Genomic DNA, 17833 nt, shown 5'->3' on the forward strand with positions numbered 1-17833 from the left:
GCGGCGATGGCGGTCGTTCGATGGGTAGGTCTAACCACGATTCCCTTTAGGAGTGAGCTTGCTCGCGATGGCGGTGTGTCAGTCAACACCTGCGGCGCTGATGTACCGTTATCGCGAGCAAGCTCACTCCTACAAGGGCTCGGCGGTCAGGCTGTCAGATCGGCGCTATCGATGCGCACGACACCGGCTGCCGCCAGATCCTGCCACGCCTTCTCCAGCGATCCACCCAGGTCGATGGCTTTGCAGGCGTCAGCGATGATCCAGGTGTTGAACCCCGCCGCCCGCGCATCCAGCGCGGACCAGGCCACGCAGAAGTCCAGTGCCAGACCGACCACAAACACACTGTCGATGCCACGCTCTTTGAGGTAGCCCGCCAACCCGGTCTGGGTCGTGCGGTCGGCTTCGACGAACGCCGAGTAGCTGTCGATCCCGGCGTTGCAGCCTTTGCGCAGCACCAACTGCGCATGGGGAAGGTCGAGATCGGCATGCAGTTCAGCGCCATGACTGCCCTGAATGCAGTGGTCCGGCCAGAGGGTTTGCGGGCCGTAGGGCAGCGTGATGCTGTCGAACGGCGCTCGCCCCGCATGGCTTGAGGCGAACGAAATGTGCCCGGCCGGGTGCCAGTCCTGCGTAATGACCACATTGCGAAACTGCGCGCCCAGCCGGTTGATCAACGGCACCAACGCATCCCCTTCTGCCACCGCCAGCGCGCCGCCAGGCATGAAGTCGTACTGCATGTCGATGACCAGCAGAACTGAACGCGGGTCAGAGGGCTGCCGAGTGAGAGGCGCGGTCATCAGGCGAACACCCGAATCGGCGTGCCCGCGTACCAGGCCTGGATGTCCTCGATCATCTGACTGAAGAACATGCGGTAGTTGTTTTCAGTGACGTAGCCCACGTGCGGCGTGGCCAGCAGGTTGGGCAGCGTACGGAACGGATGCTCGGCGGGCAGAGGTTCGACGCTGTAGACGTCCAGTGCGGCACCGGCGATTTTCTTCTGTTTGAGCACCTCGACCAACGCGTCTTCATCGACAATCGGCCCGCGCGCGGTGTTGACCAGGTACGCGGTGGGCTTCATGCGGTTCAACGAGTCAGCGTCCACCAACCCTCGGCTGCGGTCGCTGAGCACCAGGTTGACCGAGATGATGTCCGATTGCTCGAACAGTTCCTGTTTGCTGACGTAGGTGGCGCCATGCTCGGCGGCGCGTTCAGCCGTGAGGTTTTCGCTCCAGGCGATGACCTTCATGTCGAACGCCAGCGCGTAGCGTGCGATCTTCTGGCCAATGCTGCCCAGGCCGACAATGCCCAGGGTCTTGCCGTACAGGTCGCTGCCGATGCCGATCTGCCAGTTGCCCGCGCGCAGGGAGTTGGCTTCATCGACGATGTTGCGGGTGACGCCCATGATCAGCGCCCAGGTCAGTTCGGGGGCTGCATATTTATAGCTGTCGGTGCCGACGACCGTGATGCCCAGGCGCGCCGCCGCCTTGAGGTCCAGCGCCGCATTGCGCATGCCGCCAGTGACCAGCAGCTTGAGGTTGGGCAACTGGCTGAGCAGGGCGTCGTCGAAGATCGTGCGTTCGCGCATCACGCAGATCACGTTGAAGTCTTTCAGACGCGCGACCAGGGTCGCGGTGTCGGCCGGGTAGTCATGAAGAAAGCTGACGCTGCCAATCGGGTCGAGGGCGGTCCAGTCCACCACGTTTTGGGCAACGGATTGCCAGTCATCGAGCACGGCGATTTTCAGCACGGAACCCTGGGTCATGTCAGTCAGGCCTCGTTCAAGGAGCACATTGGATTTGTGGGCGCCAACATACGCTTGCCCGGGGCAGAGTGGAACCCTGAGACGCGACGCACTCGCCGGGATCCCGGCAGGCAAAAAAAAGCCGCTGTCACCCCATGAGGTGGCAGCGGCTTTTTGGGTGTGGCCGTTTTACTTGCTGTCAGGCAGCGCGTAAGCGATCACGTAGTCGCCACGGTCTGCAGACTGGCGAGCGCCGCCTGCGGTGATGACGATGTACTGTTTGCCAGTCTTCGGCGAGACGAAGGTCATCGGGCCGCCCTGGCTGCCGACCGGCAGACGGGCTTTCCAGGCTTCTTCACCGTTGGCGCTGTTGAAGGCGCGCAGGTAGTAGTCCTGAGTACCGGCGATGAAAATCAGGCCGCCCTGGGTGGAAAGCGTGCCACCCAGAGTTGGCATGCCGATCGGCAACTGCATGTGCATCTTGATGCCCAGAGGGCCGGTGTCCTGCACGGTGCCGACCGGCACTTGCCAGGCGATCTTCTGGGTTTTCATGTCGATGGCGGTCAGGGTGCCGAACGGCGGGGCCTGGCACGGAATACCGGCGACCGACAGGAAGCGGTTTTTGTTGACCGCATACGGCGTGCCTTTGAGCGGCACTGCGCCCATACCGGTGTTCAGCGCTTCGCCACCGCTCGATGCCTTGGCATCTTTCTGCTGCGGCACCATCTGGCTCCACAGGCCCAGACGCATGTCGTTGACGAAGATGAAGCCGTGTACCGGGTCGGTCGACAGGCTGCCCCAGTTCATGCCACCCAGCGAACCGGGGAAACTCAGCGAAACGTCCGTGCCAGGCGCGGTGTACAGGCCGTCATAGCGCATTTTCTTGAACGAAATCCGGCACAGCAACTGGTCGAACGGCGTGGCGCCCCACATGTCCGATTCGGTCAGGGTCTGCGCGCCGATTTCCGGCATGCCCACCGATTTGGGTTGGGTCGGCGAGTACGGCTCGTTCGGGATGTTCGAAGCCTTGACCGGCACTTCCTTGACCTCGGTCAGCGGTTGACCAGTGTGGCGGTCCAGCACGTAGATCTGGCCAGCCTTGGTGCCGATCACCACGGCTGGAACGCTGCTGCCGTCCTTCTTGGTGAAATCGATCAGGCTTGGCTGCATCGGCAGGTCGAAGTCCCACAGGTCGTTGTGCACGGTCTGATAGACCCACTTCTGTACGCCGGTGGTCGCGTTCAGCGCCAGCACCGAGGCGCCATAGGTGTGATCGAGCTTGGTGCGTTCAACGCCGTAGATGTCGGTGGACGAACTGCCCATCGGCAGGAATACGGTGTTCATCGCCGGATCGTAGGACATCGGCGCCCAGCTGTTCGGCGTGCTGCGCACGTAGGTGCTGCCATCGGCCGGGGCTTTCTTGTCTTCGGGGTTGCCTGGGTCGAAGGCCCAGCGCATTTCACCGGTCACCACGTCGAAACCACGAATCACGCCGCCAGGCATGTCGGTTTGCACGTTATCCGCCACACGGCCGCCGACCACAACGGTGGTCCCCGCCATCAGCGGTGCCGACGACAGTTGATAGTAAGAATCCGGCACGTTACCCAAACCGGCTTTCAGGTCGACTTCACCGTTTTTGCCGAAGCCTTGACACAGCTCGCCGGTGTCGGCGTCGACGGCAATCAGGCGCGCGTCGATGGTGTTGGTCAGCAGGCGACGCTGGCAGTTGGCGCCCGCAGGCACACTGACCGGAGCCGCCGGGGTGCTGCCATCCGTCGGCTGGGCGACGGCGGCGGTGGCGTCGAAGTACGCCAGACCACGGCAGCGCTGCCAGACGGCAGACTTGGCGTTGGTCTCGTGCTTCCACAGCTGTTTGCCGGTGTCGGCGTCCAGTGCGATGACGTTGTTGTGCGGGGTGCAGATGAACACTTTGTCGCCGATTTGCAGCGGGGTCATCTGGTCTTCGGCGCCGTTGCCGTCACTGATCGCGACGTCACCGGTGTGATAGGTCCATACCGGCACCAGCTTCGACACGTTGCTGCGATTGATCTGATCCAGCGCGGCAAAGCGGCCGCCGCCTTCGTCGTTGCCGTAGTGCGCCCAGTCTTTTTGCGCCTTGGCCGGATCGACCTTGGTCAGCTCCGGGCCGTTACCGGTTGGCGAGACCGACGCGTGGGGCTGGAACATGCCCCAGAAGCCAGCGGCCATGGCCACTGCGAGCACGGCACTCAGGGCGTAGCCACCGCGACCGGCTGCCAGGCCATTGGCCTTGCGCAGTGTCGGGTAGACCAGCGCCACCAGCAGGCTCAATACGCCGAGGGCAAACAGGCGGGACACCAATGGCCAGAACACCAGACCGGCGTCGACGATGGCCCAGATCAGGGTCAGCACCATGACGGCGGTGAACAGCCAGGCGCCGATCAGGCGTCGTTTGAAGAGCAGGGCGGACGAGGCGATCAGCCCCAGGCCTGCGAGCAGAAAGTACCAGCTGCCGCCGAGGGTGACGAGGTAGCCGCCGCCCGCTGCGAAAAACAGGCCGAAAACCAGCACGCCGAGCGCGACGACCCAAATGGGCCAGCGGCTGACGGATGCCGTAGGTCGAGACGTTGTCATGTTGCGTGATCCTGCTGACGCCGAACGTTGTGCGAACGCGTGGCGTGGGTGGGAAAGAACGGTTTGCCAAACGACGGTCCCGCAAGCCAGAGAGTGCGGCACTGTCGAATACGTAATTAACCAGTTAGTTAATTGCGCAACGATACCAAAAAATCCCGTCGCTGCGGCAAATTGTCCTGCGACAGAAAGGATAAACACTGTTGTGGGATTGGTAACAATTCAGGCGAGCGCGCCGAGAACACGCGGGAGCACAGCCTGCTTCGGTGGCGCAAAACGATGTGTCCGTCGGTCACATCGTTTTGCCTTTGGCGAGGTGAGGGCGTCAGCGGTGGGCGATGTCTTCCAGCGCAAGATTTCGCGTTTTCGGCCCGAACCCGCCGATGGTGATCATCACGATCAACATGCTGATGACGATGAACGTCAATACCCCCGGGGTTCCGAAGTGGTCGAGGAACAGGCCGATCAGCAGGCTGCTGAACACCGTCGACAAACGACTGAACGAATAGCAGAAACCCACCGCTCGGGCGCGGATATTGGTGGGGAACAACTCGCTCTGGTAGGAGTGATAACTGAAGCTGAGCCAGGCGTTGCAGAATGTGATCATCACTCCGCAGACAATCAGACCCGCAGCGGTGCTCTGTTGGGCGAACAGGGTGCCGAAGATCATCGCGCCAAGGGCCGAGCCGACGATCTGCCATTTGTTCTCGAAGCGGTTGGCGAATTTCACGAACAACAGCGGCCCCAGCGGATAGGCGAGGGTGATGATGAACGCGTAGGCTAGGCTGTGAGTGACGCTGACCCCTTGGCCCGACAGCAACGCAGGCAGCCAGTTGCCGAAGCCGAAAAAGCCGATGGCCTGGAACACATGGAACACAATCAGCATCAGCGCCCGGCGGCGATAGGGAGGCTGCCAGATGTCGGCAAAGCGGCCTTTGCCTTCGACGGCCACATCATGGGTTTGCGGCGCGTCGAGCGGTTTGCCATGGTCCTTTACACAGCGCGCCTCCAGGTCGTCCATGATCTTCTCGGCCTCGGCGAAACGTCCGTGCTGTGCCAGCCAGCGTGGTGATTCAGGCAGGCGAGAGCGCAGCCACCAGATGAACAGTGCGAACACCGCGCTGGCAATCACCACCCAACGCCAACCAGCAACGCCGAATGGGTCCTGTGGCACCAGCCAGCAGGACATCAGCGCCACCGACGGCACCGAGAGAAATTGCACGAAGAACGCGAAGGCGAACGCCGAGCTGCGCATGCGCTTGGGCACCAGTTCCGAGAGGTAGGCGTCGATGGTCACCAGTTCGATGCCCAGGCCGATCCCCACCAGAAAGCGCATGCAGATGATGCCCAGCGCCGAGGTTTGCAGGCCCATCAGGACAGTGGCGATGGTGTACCAGACCAGCGCGAAGGTGAAAATCGCGCGGCGTCCAAAGCGATCGGCAATCGGACTGAGCAGGCTGGCGCCGAGAAACAGACCGAGAAAGGTCGCAGAGGCGAATGCGGCCTGATCGGAGAACCCGAACACGCCCTGCGCACCCGTGGCGAACAGACCATCGCGAATCAGCCCGGGGCTGATGTAGGCGGTCTGAAACAGGTCGTAGAGCTCGAAAAAGCCGCCAATCGACAACAGCGCCACCAGCTTCCAGATCGTGGCAACAGCGGGCAGGCGGTCAATACGTGCGGAAATGTGCGCGGCGCGGAGCGGGTCGACGCCGTCGAGCGGGGCGTCAGTCGTAGGGGAAAGCGAGGACATTATTGTTTTCCGTTGGCGAGGAACGACGCATGGTAGAGCTTTTGCAGAGATTCAAGACAAAATATTTCCATGCGATTAAGCTTCATGGCTGTTCGCAACCACCCGCCGGATTTCCGTGAAATACAGACTCCCGACCACGGCCACCGCGCCGTTCTGCCCCTCTGCCGTGACCGACAGTGTCGCGATTCCGGCCAATGCCTCGTTCCTGCGCAAGCTGATGTTGTTCGTAGGCCCCGGCTTGTTGATTTCCATCGGCTACATGGACCCCGGCAACTGGGCCACCGCCATCGAGGCCGGGTCGCGCTTTGGTTATGCGTTGCTGTTCGTGGTGGTGCTGGCGAGCCTGTCGGGCATGGTCCTGCAAAACCTGTGTTCACGGCTGGGCATCGCTACCGGGCGCGATCTGGCGCAACTGTCCGCCGAGCGCTACAGCCATCGGGTGGGCATGGGGCAGTGGATCCTTGCCGAATTGTCGATTCTGGCCACCGATCTTGCTGAAGTGCTGGGGGCGGCACTGGCTTTTCATTTATTGCTCGGTGTCTCGATCACCACCGGGGTGGCCCTGACCGCCTTCGATACGGTGATCGTGCTCGCCTTGCAAGGCGCCAATTTTCGGCGTCTGGAAGCCATCGTGCTAGGGTTGATCGCCACCATTGCCACCTGTTTCTTCATTGAGCTGGTGCTGATCAAACCGTTCTGGCCGGACGTGGCGGCGGGCCTCAAACCGTCGTGGGACGTGCTCAGCCAGCAGGAGCCGCTGTACATCGCCATCGGTATTCTCGGCGCGACGGTCATGCCCCATAACCTGTACCTGCATTCCTCGGTGGTGCAGACGCGGGTCAATGGCACTTCCCTAGAAAGCAAGGCCAGCGCGATTCGCTACGCGCGGATCGACACCATTGCCTCCCTGAGTATGGCGCTGGTGATCAACGCGGCGATTCTGATTCTTGCGGCGGCTGCTTTTCATGGCACGGGCCACGCGGATGTGGTGGAAATCCAGGACGCTTATCACTTGCTCGATCCGCTGGTGGGCGGGGCCTTGGCCAGTGTGCTGTTCGGCATCGCGCTATTGGCGGCGGGGCAGAGTTCGACGTTCACCGGGACCATCGCCGGTCAGGTGGTGCTGGAGGGGTTTCTCAATGCCAAGATCCCCTGCTGGCAGCGCCGCCTGATTACCCGAGCATTGGCATTGATCCCGGCGTTGGTCGGGGTGATCTGGTTCGGCGACGGGGCGGTGGGCAAGATGCTGGTGCTCAGCCAGGTGGTGCTCAGCCTGCAACTGCCGTTCGCCCTGTGGCCATTGATTCGCTTTACCAGTGACAAACAGTTGATGGGGCCGTTCGCCAACAACACCGTGACCAAGGTGCTGGCCTGGGGGCTGTTTGGCTTGATCTCGGCAGCGAACGTGACGTTGATGGTGTTCTGGGTGATGTGAGGCAAACGCTCTCGATGTTGTGGGAGCCGGCTTGCTGGCGAAAACGGTGTGTCAGCCACCCTGTATGTTTCTGACACGCCGCCTTCGCCAGCAAGCCGGCTCCCACACTCACTGCGTTGGGTTCATGGCTTCGTTCAGCTAATCAATATCCCCCGCGCCATACCCGTGGCGGCGACGACGATAATCACCATCAACGCCGCCTCCATGTGGCTGATCCGCGCAAAGCGGCGGGAGAGGGAGGTGTCGAAGGTCTGTTGCTTCTTGAACGCGATGCGCCATTTGATCAGGGCGAACATTGGCACCACTTCCAGGGCGAGAATCGCCACGAACGCGGTCATCTTGAGGTGAAAGAGGGGCTGATGCAGGTAGTAGAACGAGCCTTTTTCAAACCCGCCAAACGCGCGAAAGGCGCCGGTAATCAGCAGAATCCCTGCTGAAACGCCCCAGATATTGTCGACCACGAACACATCGCGGAACGAGCGCGGGTCGTCCGTGCGCAACCGCCGCAACGCTCGCCCCCGAGCCAAAATCGCCGCCAACGCAAAGCCGAAAGCCAGTAAATGCAGCGCAGCCAGTATCCACTTGACGACCATGGTTCAACTCCCCCGAGCGTGTCTGAAGCGAGCGTCAACACTGCAAGCTTAGCGGGTCGTCGGGGTTCTGCTGTGTGGCAAGGATGAAACTGTTGTCAGGGAGCGGAGGGCTGGCCATCTGAATGGATGGCCAGCCGGGGGACAGTCAGGCGAGGGTCATTCCGAGGCTTGCAGGCCTTTCTGTTTCATCACCAGATTTTTTTCCTTCTTGTATTGCAACGCGACTTCCGGCGCAGGGCCGCTTTTGCCGGTCTCCATCCACAGGCGCATGCGGCTGGCGTCGGCGAAGTGGGTGTACTTGCCGAAAGCATCCAGAATCACCACCGACACCTGACGGTTGGCCATGCTGGTCAGCAGCACCAGGCAATGGCCGGCCTGGTTGGTGAAGCCGGTTTTGGTCAGCTTGATGTCCCAATTGGATTTACGCACCAGATGATCAGTGTTGCTGAACCCCAGGGTGTAGGTGGGTTTGCGGAAGGTCACAGTCTTTTCCGGGGTGGTGCTCAGTTCGCGCAGCATCGGGTAGTTGCGTGCCGCCAGCGCCAGTTTGGTCAGGTCGCGGGCGGTCGAAACGTTGTACACCGAAAGGCCCGTAGGCTCCATGTACACGGTATGGCTCATGCCCAGCGCCTTGGCTTTGGCGTTCATGGCCTTGATGAACGCCGGATAGCCGCCCGGATAACTGTGGGCCAGGCTGGCGGCCGCGCGGTTTTCCGAGGACATCAGGGTGATCAGCAGCATGTCGTGACGATTCAGCTCGCTGCCCAGCTTGACTCGGGAAAACACGCCTTTCATTTCGGCGGTCTGGGAGATGTCGACCTTGATCATCTCGTCCATCGGCAGCTTGGCGTCGAGGGTGACCATGGCGGTCATCAACTTGGTCACCGAGGCGATGGGCACGACGACGTCCGGGTTGCTGGAGTAGAGGACCTGGCCGGTTTGCAGGTCAGTAATCATGGCGCTGCCGGAGGCCAGATGAAGATTGGCCGGGTCACGATTGAAAGCGGCAGCTTCGTTCGCAAGGGCACCGGTGGAAAGTGCCGCGCCTGCGAAGGCAAAAAACAGGCTGATGAGGGATGTGCGAATGTTCAAGAGCAAAGCTCACTTATGGATTAAATAGCGCAGGGAATGTCGGGCTTTCTTCAAGAACGACAACAAGATCGGCGCATTTTAGGAGCATGTTTCTAGGCGTGTCGATGGGGTTTGTAGGACGTTTCCGTAATAAAAGCAGCTTGTATGGCATTCGTTCAGGTTAAAGATCCAAAAAGCCTGTATTTAAATGGGTGGTGTCGATATTCATAGCACTCCGACCCGCCACCGATTAGCATTCCACGCCATCGATACCCTTCATTTGAATTGACCTAGGAGTTGCGCAATGCCCAAAGGGTTTATCAGCAAGGACTACGCTTCGGTGGTGTTCGTCGCGGCAGTCGTTGCGGTGCTCTTGCTCGTGGCGGGCTTGTTCGTTCGGCCCTCGGACTGGGCCGGCTGGATTCAGGCGATTGGCCTGATCGTCGGCCTGATGATGGCGATTGCCGTACCCGCCGTTCAAAAACGTCAGGACCTGGCGTTTCAGCAAAAGCAGGTGCGCGATCGTGAAACCGGTTATGCGCGACGCATGCAATACCTGTGCGGTGAGCTCAACGAATTGCTGGCCAAGATCACGGTCAATCTGGTGCACCTGCGCGCCGCCGACCGGCACCGTTTGCAGCGCACGCTGGAAGACTATCTGCACCGACTGTTCGAATCCCACAAACTGGACCAGAACGATGATCGTGTGGTGATCGCGCATGAGCTGCGTCTGGTGGCCAACGACTTGATTGAAGAGCTGGAAAGCGGCCGTTCTGATCGCGTGGTGCTGGGCGCTTTGGAAAAGCGTCTGCAGAAACTGGCCCATCGTTGCCAGGTTAACGCCACTCAGGCCGAACGGATCTAGCAAGGGCTGACGGCAGGCAAAAAAAAGCCCGCGTCAGGGGATGCGGGCAAAGGGAAGTGCGGAGCAACGCACGATTACAGGGAAGAGCGAATAGGGTCTCAGCTGTTGAATTTGCGGGATTCCAGCTGCTGCGACAGGGCCTGGGCCGCTGGCAGCGACGACAGAGGACCGCTGACCGGTTCGCCGTCCTGCATCAGATACCAGCATGCCAGCAGGCCGCGCTCACGAAGCTGTGCGGGGACTGCGCTGCCGACTACCGACATGATTTGAACCTTGGTCATAAGTGCCTCCATCAATCTATGGCGCTACTTTACGGCGCGATGACAACGGGCAGAAATCACTGCTCTCGATAGTCGTCATTGATGGTGCAGGGGTTGGGGTTTTGCACGGAAAAAAGGCAGGAAGTGTTCAGGGCTTCATATTCTGAGCAGTCTCGGCCTCAAGAAACCCGTCAAGGCGACGAGTGTGAGTCCCAAACGAAAACCCCGCCTGTTGAGCGGGGTTTTTTATTCAGTGGATTCAGGCAAGGCCTGCTGTTACCAGCGACCGCCACCATGGTAGTAGCCTGGTGGTGGGCCGTAGTAGCGTGGCGGGCCATAGTAGCGGGGGCCGTACACGACTGGACGCTCAACCACATAAGCCGGTTGGACGTACACGGGCGGTGGTGGTGGCGGTGCGTAGTATACCGGGGCGGGCGCCGCATACACCGGAGCCGGTGCCACATAAGTCGGGCCGGAAGCCACGGCCGCACCCACTACGCCGCCGACGACTGCACCAATTACTGCCGCTCCACCCCAGCCTGGACCGCCGCCATGGGCTTCAGCCTGGCCTGCGAGGGCGAGGGCACCTAACAACAAGGCAACCTTGGGGATGTGACGAATCATGACTGTTCCTCGGTGTTCAGTCCCGTTGTCGCGGGCCTGCGTTACGCTCAGGCACTGCCACGGGATAACTGATCAGACAACGAATTTCGGAAATCTGCGAAGCCGTTGCGTAAATTTTGTGTAAGGTATTCGATAATTTTGATGAAGATGGCTGCGCTTACAGCCGCAAGCACCTGAATTCTACGCCTTTCTCGGGGCGTTACCTAATACCGTTCGGGAGATTTCATGTTCGTGACACCCAGCAAAGAAACCCTGCTTTGTATGTCCCTGGCAGGACGCCCTGGCAACTTTGGTGTGCGTTTTCATAATCATCTGTATCAGCAATTGGGGCTGAACTTCTATTACAAAGCCTTTTCGCCGAGTGATCTTGCAGTGGCGATCGCCGGGATGCGCTCGTTGGGCATTCGTGGCTGTGGCGTTTCGATGCCGTTCAAGGAGGCCTGCATTCCTTTGATTGATGAAATGGACCCCTCAGCAGCGGCCATCGAGTCGATCAACACCATCGTCAACACCGACGGCCATCTGAAGGCCTACAACACTGACTACATCGCCGTGGCTCAATTGATGCAAACCCATGCTGTGCCTCGCACGCGGTTTGCTTTGCGTGGCAGTGGCGGCATGGCCAAGGCCGTGGCCTGCGCCCTGCGTGATGCCGGGTTTACCGATGGCTTGATCATTGCCCGTAATGAAGCGGCAGGCAGGGCGCTGGCGAAAACCTGTGGGTTTGAGTGGCAGTCTGACTTGGGCGCAGAGAAGCCGCCGTTGTTGGTGAACGTGACGCCGTTGGGCATGGCGGGCGATCAGGCCGATACGCTGGCGTTCGAAGCATCGGCGATCGAAGCGGCCGACACCGCGTTCGACGTCGTCGCAACGCCTGCGCGCACACCGTTCGTCGTGCATGCCGAGAAACACGGCAAGCGTGTGATCACAGGCGACCAAGTGGCCGCTATTCAGGCCCTTGAGCAGTTCATTCTGTACACCGGGGTGACGCCGACCCAAGAGCAATACCAGGCAGCGGCAGCGTTTGCCCGAGGTTAAGAGATTCACACTGGGCCTGTAGCAGTCTGGCAAGCCGGACTGCTACAGGGATGGGGCATTACCCCTCCAATCTCGCCAACCGCTCTTCCAGCGCCGCAATTCTGGCCTCCAGCTCCTCAACCCGCTCAGCCAACGCCGAACTGCCACCACTGGAGCGCTCGACCGGGTTCTGTCGCGCTGCCAGAATCGCTTCGAGGTCGGCCGGATCGCCCATGGCGTGAGTGTAACGGTCTTCACGCTGGCCGGCCTGTTTCGGAATCAGCACCGCCAAGCCGCGCCCGATCAGCCGTTCAAGCTGGTGAACCACGGCATCAGCGTCGTCGAAATCGTGCATGCGGCTGCTGCGGGTCAGCAGTTCGTTGACTGTCTGCGGACCGCGCAACAGCAACAGTCCGGTGAGAATCAACTGCGCCGGAACCAGCTCCAGTGCCTTGTCGACCCGTTGTTCCCAGCGATCGGCACGGCTGCCCATGACCAGACGCGCCAGTTCCAGACTTTCCAGTGCCCGCAGGCTCTGACCGACCTGGCCAGGTGTGAGGTTCATCACCGGCTCGCGGCTGGTTTTCTGGTTGCAGGCCAGTACCAGCGCATTGAGGGTCAGGGGATAGGTTTCGGGGTTGGTGGCCTGTTTCTCGATCAGGCAGCCCAGAATACGGACTTCAGTGCTGTTCAGTTGCAGGGTGTCTTCGTTGTCGGCGTTGTTCTCGCCATTGTTATCAGAATCCAGCTCGGTGGACATGACCTATCCCTACGTGTTGAAAAGGCTATGAGGGTAGGGGCTGGATGAGGTAAAAGACAAGCCGCGTTCGCATGCTCATCATGCCTATCAATGCGACTCACTCAATCAGGAACTGCCATGACCATTTCTCTGTACGCCGCTTCGATTCCTGTCTTCAAACAAATGCTTACCGCGCTGAGCGCCGTGCTGGCCAAGGGCGAAGCCCACGCCACCGCCAAAAACATCCAGCCTGATGCATTGCTGCAGGCGCGCCTGTACCCGGACATGTTCCCGCTGGTGCGTCAGGTACAGATCGCTGTCGACTTCGCCAAAGGCGCGGGGGCGCGTCTGTCGGGTATCGAGGCGCCGAAATACGAAGACACCGAAACCACCTTTGCCGAGCTGCAAACGCTGTTGAGCAAGGTTCTGGCCTTCCTTGACACCATCCAGCCTGAGCAGGTCAACGGCCACGAAGACCGTGAGATCGTGCTGCGTCCGGGCACGGATAAAGAGAAGCGCCTGAACACCCAAGCCTATCTGCTGCATTATTCCCTGCCGCAATTCTTCTTCCACGTCACTACCGCTTATGACCTGCTGCGCCATAACGGCGTAGAAGTCGGCAAGCGCGACTACATCGGCAGTTTCTGATCGGCATGTTCCGATCGCGACGGGCTGATCGTCGGATAAGAATGAACGCCTGATTCACAGCGCCGTCCGAATGGCTCGGACGGCGGTTTCGCTTTCAAGGGCAGTCGAACGCCCTTTGTCTGTTACCATCCGTCCCTCGCTCAATGCACCCCGATTGGCCGCTCCGCAAGGACCGGTCGTTTCGTCGTTCTCTGGAGATTTCATGTTTTTCCCCATCTACCTGTTGTCAGCCGCCGGTTTCACGGTCCTGACCACAGAGTTCGTCATCGTCGGCCTGTTGCCTGCCATTGCCCGTGATCTGGCGGTGACCATCCCTCAGGCGGGCCTGTTGGTGACGTTGTTCGCCTTCACCGTGGCCTGCTTCGGCCCATTTCTGACGGCGTATTTTTCCCGCTTCGAGCGCAAGCGCCTGTTCATTTCGGTGTTGATCATGTTCGGCGTGGCCAACGCCGTCGCAGCGCTGGCGCCGAACATCGGTGTGATGGCCATTGCCCGGCTGATCCCGGCGCTGGGCTTACCGGTGTTCTGGGCGCTGGCCAGCGAAACGGCAGTGGACATCGTCGGCCCTGACCACGCCGGGCGCGCCATCGCCAAAATCGGCTTTGGCATCGTCTGCGCCACGGTGTTCGGCATTCCGGTGGGTACGCTGATTTCCGACGCGTTCGGCTGGCGCAGCGCGTTTGCCATTCTGTCGGTGGTGGCCTTCGCCAAGGCGTTGCTGCTGTTCATTTATCTGCCGCAGAGCGTGCACAAGCATCAGGCCTCGTTCAGCAGCCAGTTCGGCATCCTGCGCAGCCGGTTGATGCAAGGCCATGTGCTGCTGTCGGTGCTTGTGTTTAGTGGCATGTTCACGGCCTACACCTATCTGGCGGACATGCTCGAGCGTCTGGCCGGTTTCAACGGTACGGTAGTGGGATGGTGCCTGATGGGTTTCGGCGCCGTCGGTTTGTTGGGCAACTCGCTGGGCGGTCGTCTGGTGGACCGGCATCCGCTGATCGCGAGTCTGACGTTCTGCACCTTCATGATCGGTGGCATGGTGATGGTGGTGCCGAGCATGCATTCGCTGCCCGCGCTGGCGTTGGCGTTGACGGTGTGGGGCGTCACGCAGGCCGCCTTGTTTCTGGTCAGTCATGTGCGTTTGATGAAAGCCGCGCCTCAGGCTCCGGCGTTTGCCGCTTCGCTGAACATCGCTGGCGCCAACCTGGGCATCGGTATCGGCGCAATCATCGGTGGGCGGGTGATCGATCATTTGGGGCTGGGCAATCTGGGCTTTGCCGCCGCAGGTATCATCTTGCTGTCGATCCTGCTGGCGTTGATGTTGATGGCCGCCAGACCCCGTCAGCCAGCCTGTAATGCCTAATCCGTGAACAACTGGCGTCGTGCGCCCTCGGCGATGGCGACGATACCGGGGTGCTTGACCTTGCGCTCCACGGAGATGGCGTAGAACGACTCGGTCACTGCATCGGTCTGGCCGATCAGCTCGACGTCGTATTGCGCCATCACTTCGTCGGCAATCACGCTCGGCGCAATGAAAATGCCGCTGCCGGACTTGCCGAAGGCTTTCATCAAGGCACTGTCATCGAACTCGCCGACAATCTTCGGCTGTACGTTCTGTTCGGCGAACCAGCGCATCAGGCGGGCGCGCACCACGGTCTGCTGGCCGGGGATCAACAGCGGTGCGCCTTGCATGCCATGGGGAAAATCCTGCCCGTAGGTTTGCGCCAGCGCGGCTGTGGCAAAAAAGCTGATCCCGCATTCGCCCAGTTTCTGGCTGTAGCCCTTGATGTCCAGATGGGAGGGCATGGGACTGTCGGAAATCACCAGGTCCAGCCGCTGGATCGCCAGATCCGCCAATAAACGCTCCAGTGGGTCTTCACGGCAGGTAATGCGGATCGGTTCGCTCAGTTCCATGGTCGGCGCGATCAGTCGGTAGACAATCGACTTGGGTACCACGTCCGCCACACCGACGCGAAACAGAACCTGTTGTTCGTCCGGCTGCGCACGCAACAGGGCTTCCAGTTCGCCACCCAGTTGAAACATCTGCTCGGCGTAGGGCAAGGCAATGCGCCCCATTTCGGTCAGTTCCAGTTGGCGTCCGACCCGTTTGAACAGCTCCACGCCATAGGTTTGCTCCAACAGGCTAAGCTGACCACTGATGGTTTGTGGCGTCAGGTTCAGTTGCTCACAGGCGCGCACGATGCTGCCGGTCTTTGCCACGACCCAGAAATAGTGCAGTTGTCGGTAGTTGAGCATGATGGTCTCGTGCTTAAACACTTCGGTAAAAACGAAGTATACGCCTGAAAAATACGAATTTTACTGAAGTGTTTCCGTCTCTAGAATGCCGCCTTATCTCCCCAATACGACGCTGGATCACCGACCCATGGAATACCTTTTAGAACTGGCGGTAAGCCCTACGGCATGGATTGCTCTTGCGACGTTGGTCGTCATGGAAATCGTCCTGGGTATCGATAACCTGATCTTTATCTCGATCCTGACCAACAAATTGCCCGTGCATCAGCGCACCAAGGCGCGTCGCATCGGTATCAGCATGGCGTTGATCCTGCGTCTGGGCCTGTTGACCACGGTGGCCTGGATCGTCCAGTTGACCGAGCCGGTCATTGAGGTCTTCGGCCAGATGTTCTCTTGGAAGGACATGATCCTGATTGCCGGCGGCTTGTTTCTGGTGTGGAAAGCCACCACGGAAATCCATCACAGCATGGACACCAAGAGTGAAGAGGAGAAGGCCGTTTCCAACACTGTCGCGCTGGGCATGGCGGCGGCAATCGGTCAGATTCTGATGCTCGACCTGGTGTTCTCGATCGACAGTATCGTGACCGCCGTGGGCATGACCGAACACTTGCCGATCATGGTGATCGCGGTGATCTCGGCGGTGATCGTGATGCTGGTGGCTTCCGAGCCTTTGGCCAAATTCATCAATGACAACCCGACGGTGGTCATGCTGGCGCTGGGCTTTCTGATCATGATCGGCATGACCCTGATCGCCGAAGGCTTCGGCGCTCACGTACCGAAAGGCTACGTCTACACCGCCATGGCGTTCTCGGCCTTGATCGAGGTGTTGAACATGATGGCCCGACGTTCGAAGCAAAAGCGTTTGGCGGCCGAGGAGAGTACACAAAAAGGCTGACGCAACGCTTCACATGAAAACGGTCGGGAATGGGATCACCATCACCGACCGTTTTTTGTCTCAGTGAGAAGCGTCAGTGCGCAGCGGCATGACGCTGTTTACGGCCGTGGGGCCGGACAGGTTTCGCTGTTTCGGTGGTCCGATAGTGCGGATGGTGACGACGGGAAATTCGCATCACCCCCCACAACATGGCGCCGGCAACGGCCAGCCAGGCAGCGATCAACATCACAATGGTCATTCCGAGGCTCATACGTTCCTCCGGCTCTTCGCGCTTCGTACTCTTTGTAACCGACAGTCTAGTCTGTCGGATGTTTCTGAAAATTGACCGTTGGTATAAAAGCATGACTGTTTTGTTCTATTGCGCGCACCGAACTGCGCATTGAGGCTATACCGCAGGTGAGGACCGCTCTATGATCGGCGTCCAGACCGGGTCGCGCGTTGCCCGGCACCAGACAAGTGAGTGAAGAATGTCTCGATTGGGCCTCTCTGGAACCAAACGGAAGTGGTACGCGCTGGCGATGGCGCTCATGTTGGCGGGGTGTGCGGATCCTCACGCCTACAAGCCCGGTTACCCGGCGCAGTACAAGAGCCTGCCGGACCGGGTCGAAATCAACGCAGTGCCTTTTTTTCGCGGTAAGGACTTTCAGAGCGCGCCGAACGCGCTGGCCAGCATGCTGACCGTCCACGGCGTACAAACAACGCCGGGGTTACTGGAAAAGCCGCTGAAACTGCCGGGCGCCGAAGACAAACTCGACCAGAGCATGCCGAATCTGGCCCGCGAATATGGCTTTGTGGTCTACCCGGTCGATCATCAATTCACCGACCTGCTGGCCCAGGTCTCCGCCGGATACCCCGTGCTGGTGCGTTTCAACGACGGGTCGCTATGGTGGAAAGAGCAGCGTTATGGCGTGTTGGTCGGCTTCAACCAGAACAAGCGTACCGTGTTGATCTACAGCGGGTTGGGTCGGTTGACGGTCAGCTTCGATGAGTTCACCTCGGACTGGAACAGCGCGGGTAATTGGGCGGTGCTGGTTCAGAGTCCACGTCAACTACCTGCTCCTGTGGATCGCGAGCGCTGGCTCAAGGCCGCGAATGATCTGGCCCAGGCCGGTCAGGAGCAAGCAGCGGGCGAGGCGGTGAAGGCGATCAATAACGGACGGTGAGGCGGCTCGTGCGACGCTGCACGTCGGGTTCAATCCTTGTGGGAGCCGGCTTGCTGGCGAATGCGGAGTGTCAGTCGAATCATATGTCACAGGTAAACCGCTTTCGCCAGCAAGCCGGCTCCCACAGAGGTAGCACCGAATCCATATCTCGTTTTCGATACCGAATTTG

General features: G+C 60.1%; 18 protein-coding genes. 7 read left to right on the forward strand and 11 right to left on the reverse strand.

All coding sequences use genetic code 11. The annotated features are described in order from the left end of the window. Window positions 1–146 precede the first annotated feature (146 nt). From pncA to ACI5GA_RS27205, 4 genes are all read right to left on the reverse strand, one after another. On the reverse strand, window positions 147–797 hold the full coding sequence (gene pncA / locus ACI5GA_RS27190; protein ID WP_421425067.1) for a bifunctional nicotinamidase/pyrazinamidase: 651 nt from the start codon (window positions 795–797) through the stop codon (window positions 147–149). After that, on the reverse strand, window positions 797–1762 hold the full coding sequence (locus ACI5GA_RS27195; protein WP_421425068.1) for a D-2-hydroxyacid dehydrogenase family protein: 966 nt from the start codon (window positions 1760–1762) through the stop codon (window positions 797–799). Before ACI5GA_RS27195 ends, pncA begins: the two co-directional genes overlap by 1 nt. A gap of 168 nt (window positions 1763–1930) precedes the next feature. Next, on the reverse strand, window positions 1931–4354 hold the full coding sequence (locus ACI5GA_RS27200; protein ID WP_421425069.1) for a glucose/quinate/shikimate family membrane-bound PQQ-dependent dehydrogenase: 2424 nt from the start codon (window positions 4352–4354) through the stop codon (window positions 1931–1933). A 322-nt stretch (window positions 4355–4676) separates the two neighbouring features. Beyond that, window positions 4677–6104 carry an MFS transporter gene (locus tag ACI5GA_RS27205; RefSeq protein WP_421425070.1) on the reverse strand — a complete coding sequence of 476 codons (1428 nt, stop codon included), beginning with the start codon at window positions 6102–6104 and terminating at the stop codon, window positions 4677–4679. 115 nt (window positions 6105–6219) lie between these two features. Between ACI5GA_RS27205 and ACI5GA_RS27210 the strand changes: the two genes are divergently transcribed. Beyond that, on the forward strand, window positions 6220–7539 hold the full coding sequence (locus ACI5GA_RS27210; protein ID WP_404634719.1) for an Nramp family divalent metal transporter: 1320 nt from the start codon (window positions 6220–6222) through the stop codon (window positions 7537–7539). A 134-nt stretch (window positions 7540–7673) separates the two neighbouring features. Here the strand turns inward: ACI5GA_RS27210 and ACI5GA_RS27215 are convergent, their stop codons facing one another. Further along, window positions 7674–8132, reverse strand: coding sequence for a DUF2214 family protein (locus tag ACI5GA_RS27215; protein WP_404634721.1), 459 nt, complete (start codon window positions 8130–8132; stop codon window positions 7674–7676). Window positions 8133–8288: 156 nt separating this feature from the next. Then, entirely contained in the window at window positions 8289–9230 is a 942-nt protein-coding gene (gene pbpG, locus ACI5GA_RS27220; RefSeq protein WP_404634723.1) for a D-alanyl-D-alanine endopeptidase, read from the reverse strand. 277 nt (window positions 9231–9507) lie between these two features. On the opposite strand from pbpG, the gene ACI5GA_RS27225 reads away from it, so the two are divergent. Further along, window positions 9508–10068 carry a hypothetical protein gene (locus tag ACI5GA_RS27225; protein ID WP_404634725.1) on the forward strand — a complete coding sequence of 187 codons (561 nt, stop codon included), beginning with the start codon at window positions 9508–9510 and terminating at the stop codon, window positions 10066–10068. Window positions 10069–10166: 98 nt separating this feature from the next. Here ACI5GA_RS27225 and ACI5GA_RS27230 read toward each other — a convergent pair whose 3' ends face one another. Continuing rightward, entirely contained in the window at window positions 10167–10349 is a 183-nt protein-coding gene (locus ACI5GA_RS27230) for a hypothetical protein (RefSeq protein WP_404634727.1), read from the reverse strand. Between the two features lie 255 nt (window positions 10350–10604). Then, window positions 10605–10952: a hypothetical protein gene (locus ACI5GA_RS27235; protein WP_404634729.1), complete on the reverse strand. Its 348-nt coding sequence runs from the start codon at window positions 10950–10952 to the stop codon at window positions 10605–10607. 225 nt (window positions 10953–11177) lie between these two features. Between ACI5GA_RS27235 and ACI5GA_RS27240 the strand changes: the two genes are divergently transcribed. Next, window positions 11178–11990, forward strand: a complete 813-nt coding sequence (locus ACI5GA_RS27240; protein ID WP_421425073.1) for a shikimate 5-dehydrogenase — start codon at window positions 11178–11180, stop codon at window positions 11988–11990. A 58-nt stretch (window positions 11991–12048) separates the two neighbouring features. Here ACI5GA_RS27240 and ACI5GA_RS27245 read toward each other — a convergent pair whose 3' ends face one another. After that, entirely contained in the window at window positions 12049–12729 is a 681-nt protein-coding gene (locus ACI5GA_RS27245) for a YceH family protein (RefSeq protein WP_404634733.1), read from the reverse strand. A gap of 117 nt (window positions 12730–12846) precedes the next feature. Here ACI5GA_RS27245 and ACI5GA_RS27250 point away from each other — a divergent pair, with 117 nt between their 5' ends. Together ACI5GA_RS27250 and ACI5GA_RS27255 are read left to right on the forward strand one after the other, a co-directional pair. Beyond that, the gene (locus ACI5GA_RS27250) at window positions 12847–13356 is read left to right on the forward strand and encodes a DUF1993 domain-containing protein (RefSeq protein WP_421425074.1); all 510 of its coding nucleotides are present in this window, start codon (window positions 12847–12849) and stop codon (window positions 13354–13356) included. Between the two features lie 202 nt (window positions 13357–13558). Then, the gene (locus ACI5GA_RS27255) at window positions 13559–14716 is read left to right on the forward strand and encodes an MFS transporter (protein ID WP_421425076.1); all 1158 of its coding nucleotides are present in this window, start codon (window positions 13559–13561) and stop codon (window positions 14714–14716) included. Here ACI5GA_RS27255 and nhaR read toward each other — a convergent pair. After that, window positions 14713–15609 (reverse strand): transcriptional activator NhaR, encoded by an 897-nt coding sequence (gene nhaR, locus ACI5GA_RS27260; RefSeq protein ID WP_404634739.1) that lies wholly within the window; start codon window positions 15607–15609, stop codon window positions 14713–14715. The two genes, ACI5GA_RS27255 and nhaR, sit on opposite strands and share 4 nt — an antisense overlap. A 127-nt stretch (window positions 15610–15736) precedes the next feature. Here nhaR and ACI5GA_RS27265 point away from each other — a divergent pair, with 127 nt between their 5' ends. Continuing rightward, the gene (locus ACI5GA_RS27265; protein WP_421425078.1) at window positions 15737–16501 is read left to right on the forward strand and encodes a TerC family protein; all 765 of its coding nucleotides are present in this window, start codon (window positions 15737–15739) and stop codon (window positions 16499–16501) included. A 73-nt stretch (window positions 16502–16574) separates the two neighbouring features. Here ACI5GA_RS27265 and ACI5GA_RS27270 read toward each other — a convergent pair whose 3' ends face one another. Then, a complete protein-coding gene (locus ACI5GA_RS27270) occupies window positions 16575–16751 on the reverse strand; it encodes a hypothetical protein (protein WP_404634743.1) in 177 nt (58 codons plus the stop codon). Window positions 16752–16968: 217 nt separating this feature from the next. Here ACI5GA_RS27270 and ACI5GA_RS27275 point away from each other — a divergent pair, with 217 nt between their 5' ends. Beyond that, window positions 16969–17664: a peptidase C39 family protein gene (locus ACI5GA_RS27275; protein WP_421425080.1), complete on the forward strand. Its 696-nt coding sequence runs from the start codon at window positions 16969–16971 to the stop codon at window positions 17662–17664. Window positions 17665–17833: the final 169 nt, after the last annotated feature.

Origin of the sequence: Pseudomonas sp. Pseu.R1 (assembly GCF_045764065.1) — a bacterium.
GTDB lineage: Bacteria > Pseudomonadota > Gammaproteobacteria > Pseudomonadales > Pseudomonadaceae > Aquipseudomonas.

What these genes read in the sequence shown, in the direction of transcription:
- pncA (WP_421425067.1), bottom strand. Translation starts at nt 797, where the DNA reads ATGACCGCGCCTCTCACTCGGCAGCCCTCTGACCCGCGTTCAGTTCTG.
- ACI5GA_RS27195 (WP_421425068.1), bottom strand. Translation starts at nt 1,762, where the DNA reads ATGACCCAGGGTTCCGTGCTGAAAATCGCCGTGCTCGATGACTGGCAA.
- ACI5GA_RS27200 (WP_421425069.1), bottom strand. Translation starts at nt 4,354, where the DNA reads ATGACAACGTCTCGACCTACGGCATCCGTCAGCCGCTGGCCCATTTGG.
- ACI5GA_RS27205 (WP_421425070.1), bottom strand. Translation starts at nt 6,104, where the DNA reads ATGTCCTCGCTTTCCCCTACGACTGACGCCCCGCTCGACGGCGTCGAC.
- ACI5GA_RS27215 (WP_404634721.1), bottom strand. Translation starts at nt 8,132, where the DNA reads ATGGTCGTCAAGTGGATACTGGCTGCGCTGCATTTACTGGCTTTCGGC.
- ACI5GA_RS27225 (WP_404634725.1), top strand. Translation starts at nt 9,508, where the DNA reads ATGCCCAAAGGGTTTATCAGCAAGGACTACGCTTCGGTGGTGTTCGTC.
- ACI5GA_RS27230 (WP_404634727.1), bottom strand. Translation starts at nt 10,349, where the DNA reads ATGACCAAGGTTCAAATCATGTCGGTAGTCGGCAGCGCAGTCCCCGCA.
- ACI5GA_RS27235 (WP_404634729.1), bottom strand. Translation starts at nt 10,952, where the DNA reads ATGATTCGTCACATCCCCAAGGTTGCCTTGTTGTTAGGTGCCCTCGCC.
- ACI5GA_RS27240 (WP_421425073.1), top strand. Translation starts at nt 11,178, where the DNA reads ATGTTCGTGACACCCAGCAAAGAAACCCTGCTTTGTATGTCCCTGGCA.
- ACI5GA_RS27245 (WP_404634733.1), bottom strand. Translation starts at nt 12,729, where the DNA reads ATGTCCACCGAGCTGGATTCTGATAACAATGGCGAGAACAACGCCGAC.
- ACI5GA_RS27250 (WP_421425074.1), top strand. Translation starts at nt 12,847, where the DNA reads ATGACCATTTCTCTGTACGCCGCTTCGATTCCTGTCTTCAAACAAATG.
- ACI5GA_RS27255 (WP_421425076.1), top strand. Translation starts at nt 13,559, where the DNA reads ATGTTTTTCCCCATCTACCTGTTGTCAGCCGCCGGTTTCACGGTCCTG.
- nhaR (WP_404634739.1), bottom strand. Translation starts at nt 15,609, where the DNA reads ATGCTCAACTACCGACAACTGCACTATTTCTGGGTCGTGGCAAAGACC.
- ACI5GA_RS27265 (WP_421425078.1), top strand. Translation starts at nt 15,737, where the DNA reads ATGGAATACCTTTTAGAACTGGCGGTAAGCCCTACGGCATGGATTGCT.
- ACI5GA_RS27270 (WP_404634743.1), bottom strand. Translation starts at nt 16,751, where the DNA reads ATGAGCCTCGGAATGACCATTGTGATGTTGATCGCTGCCTGGCTGGCC.
- ACI5GA_RS27275 (WP_421425080.1), top strand. Translation starts at nt 16,969, where the DNA reads ATGTCTCGATTGGGCCTCTCTGGAACCAAACGGAAGTGGTACGCGCTG.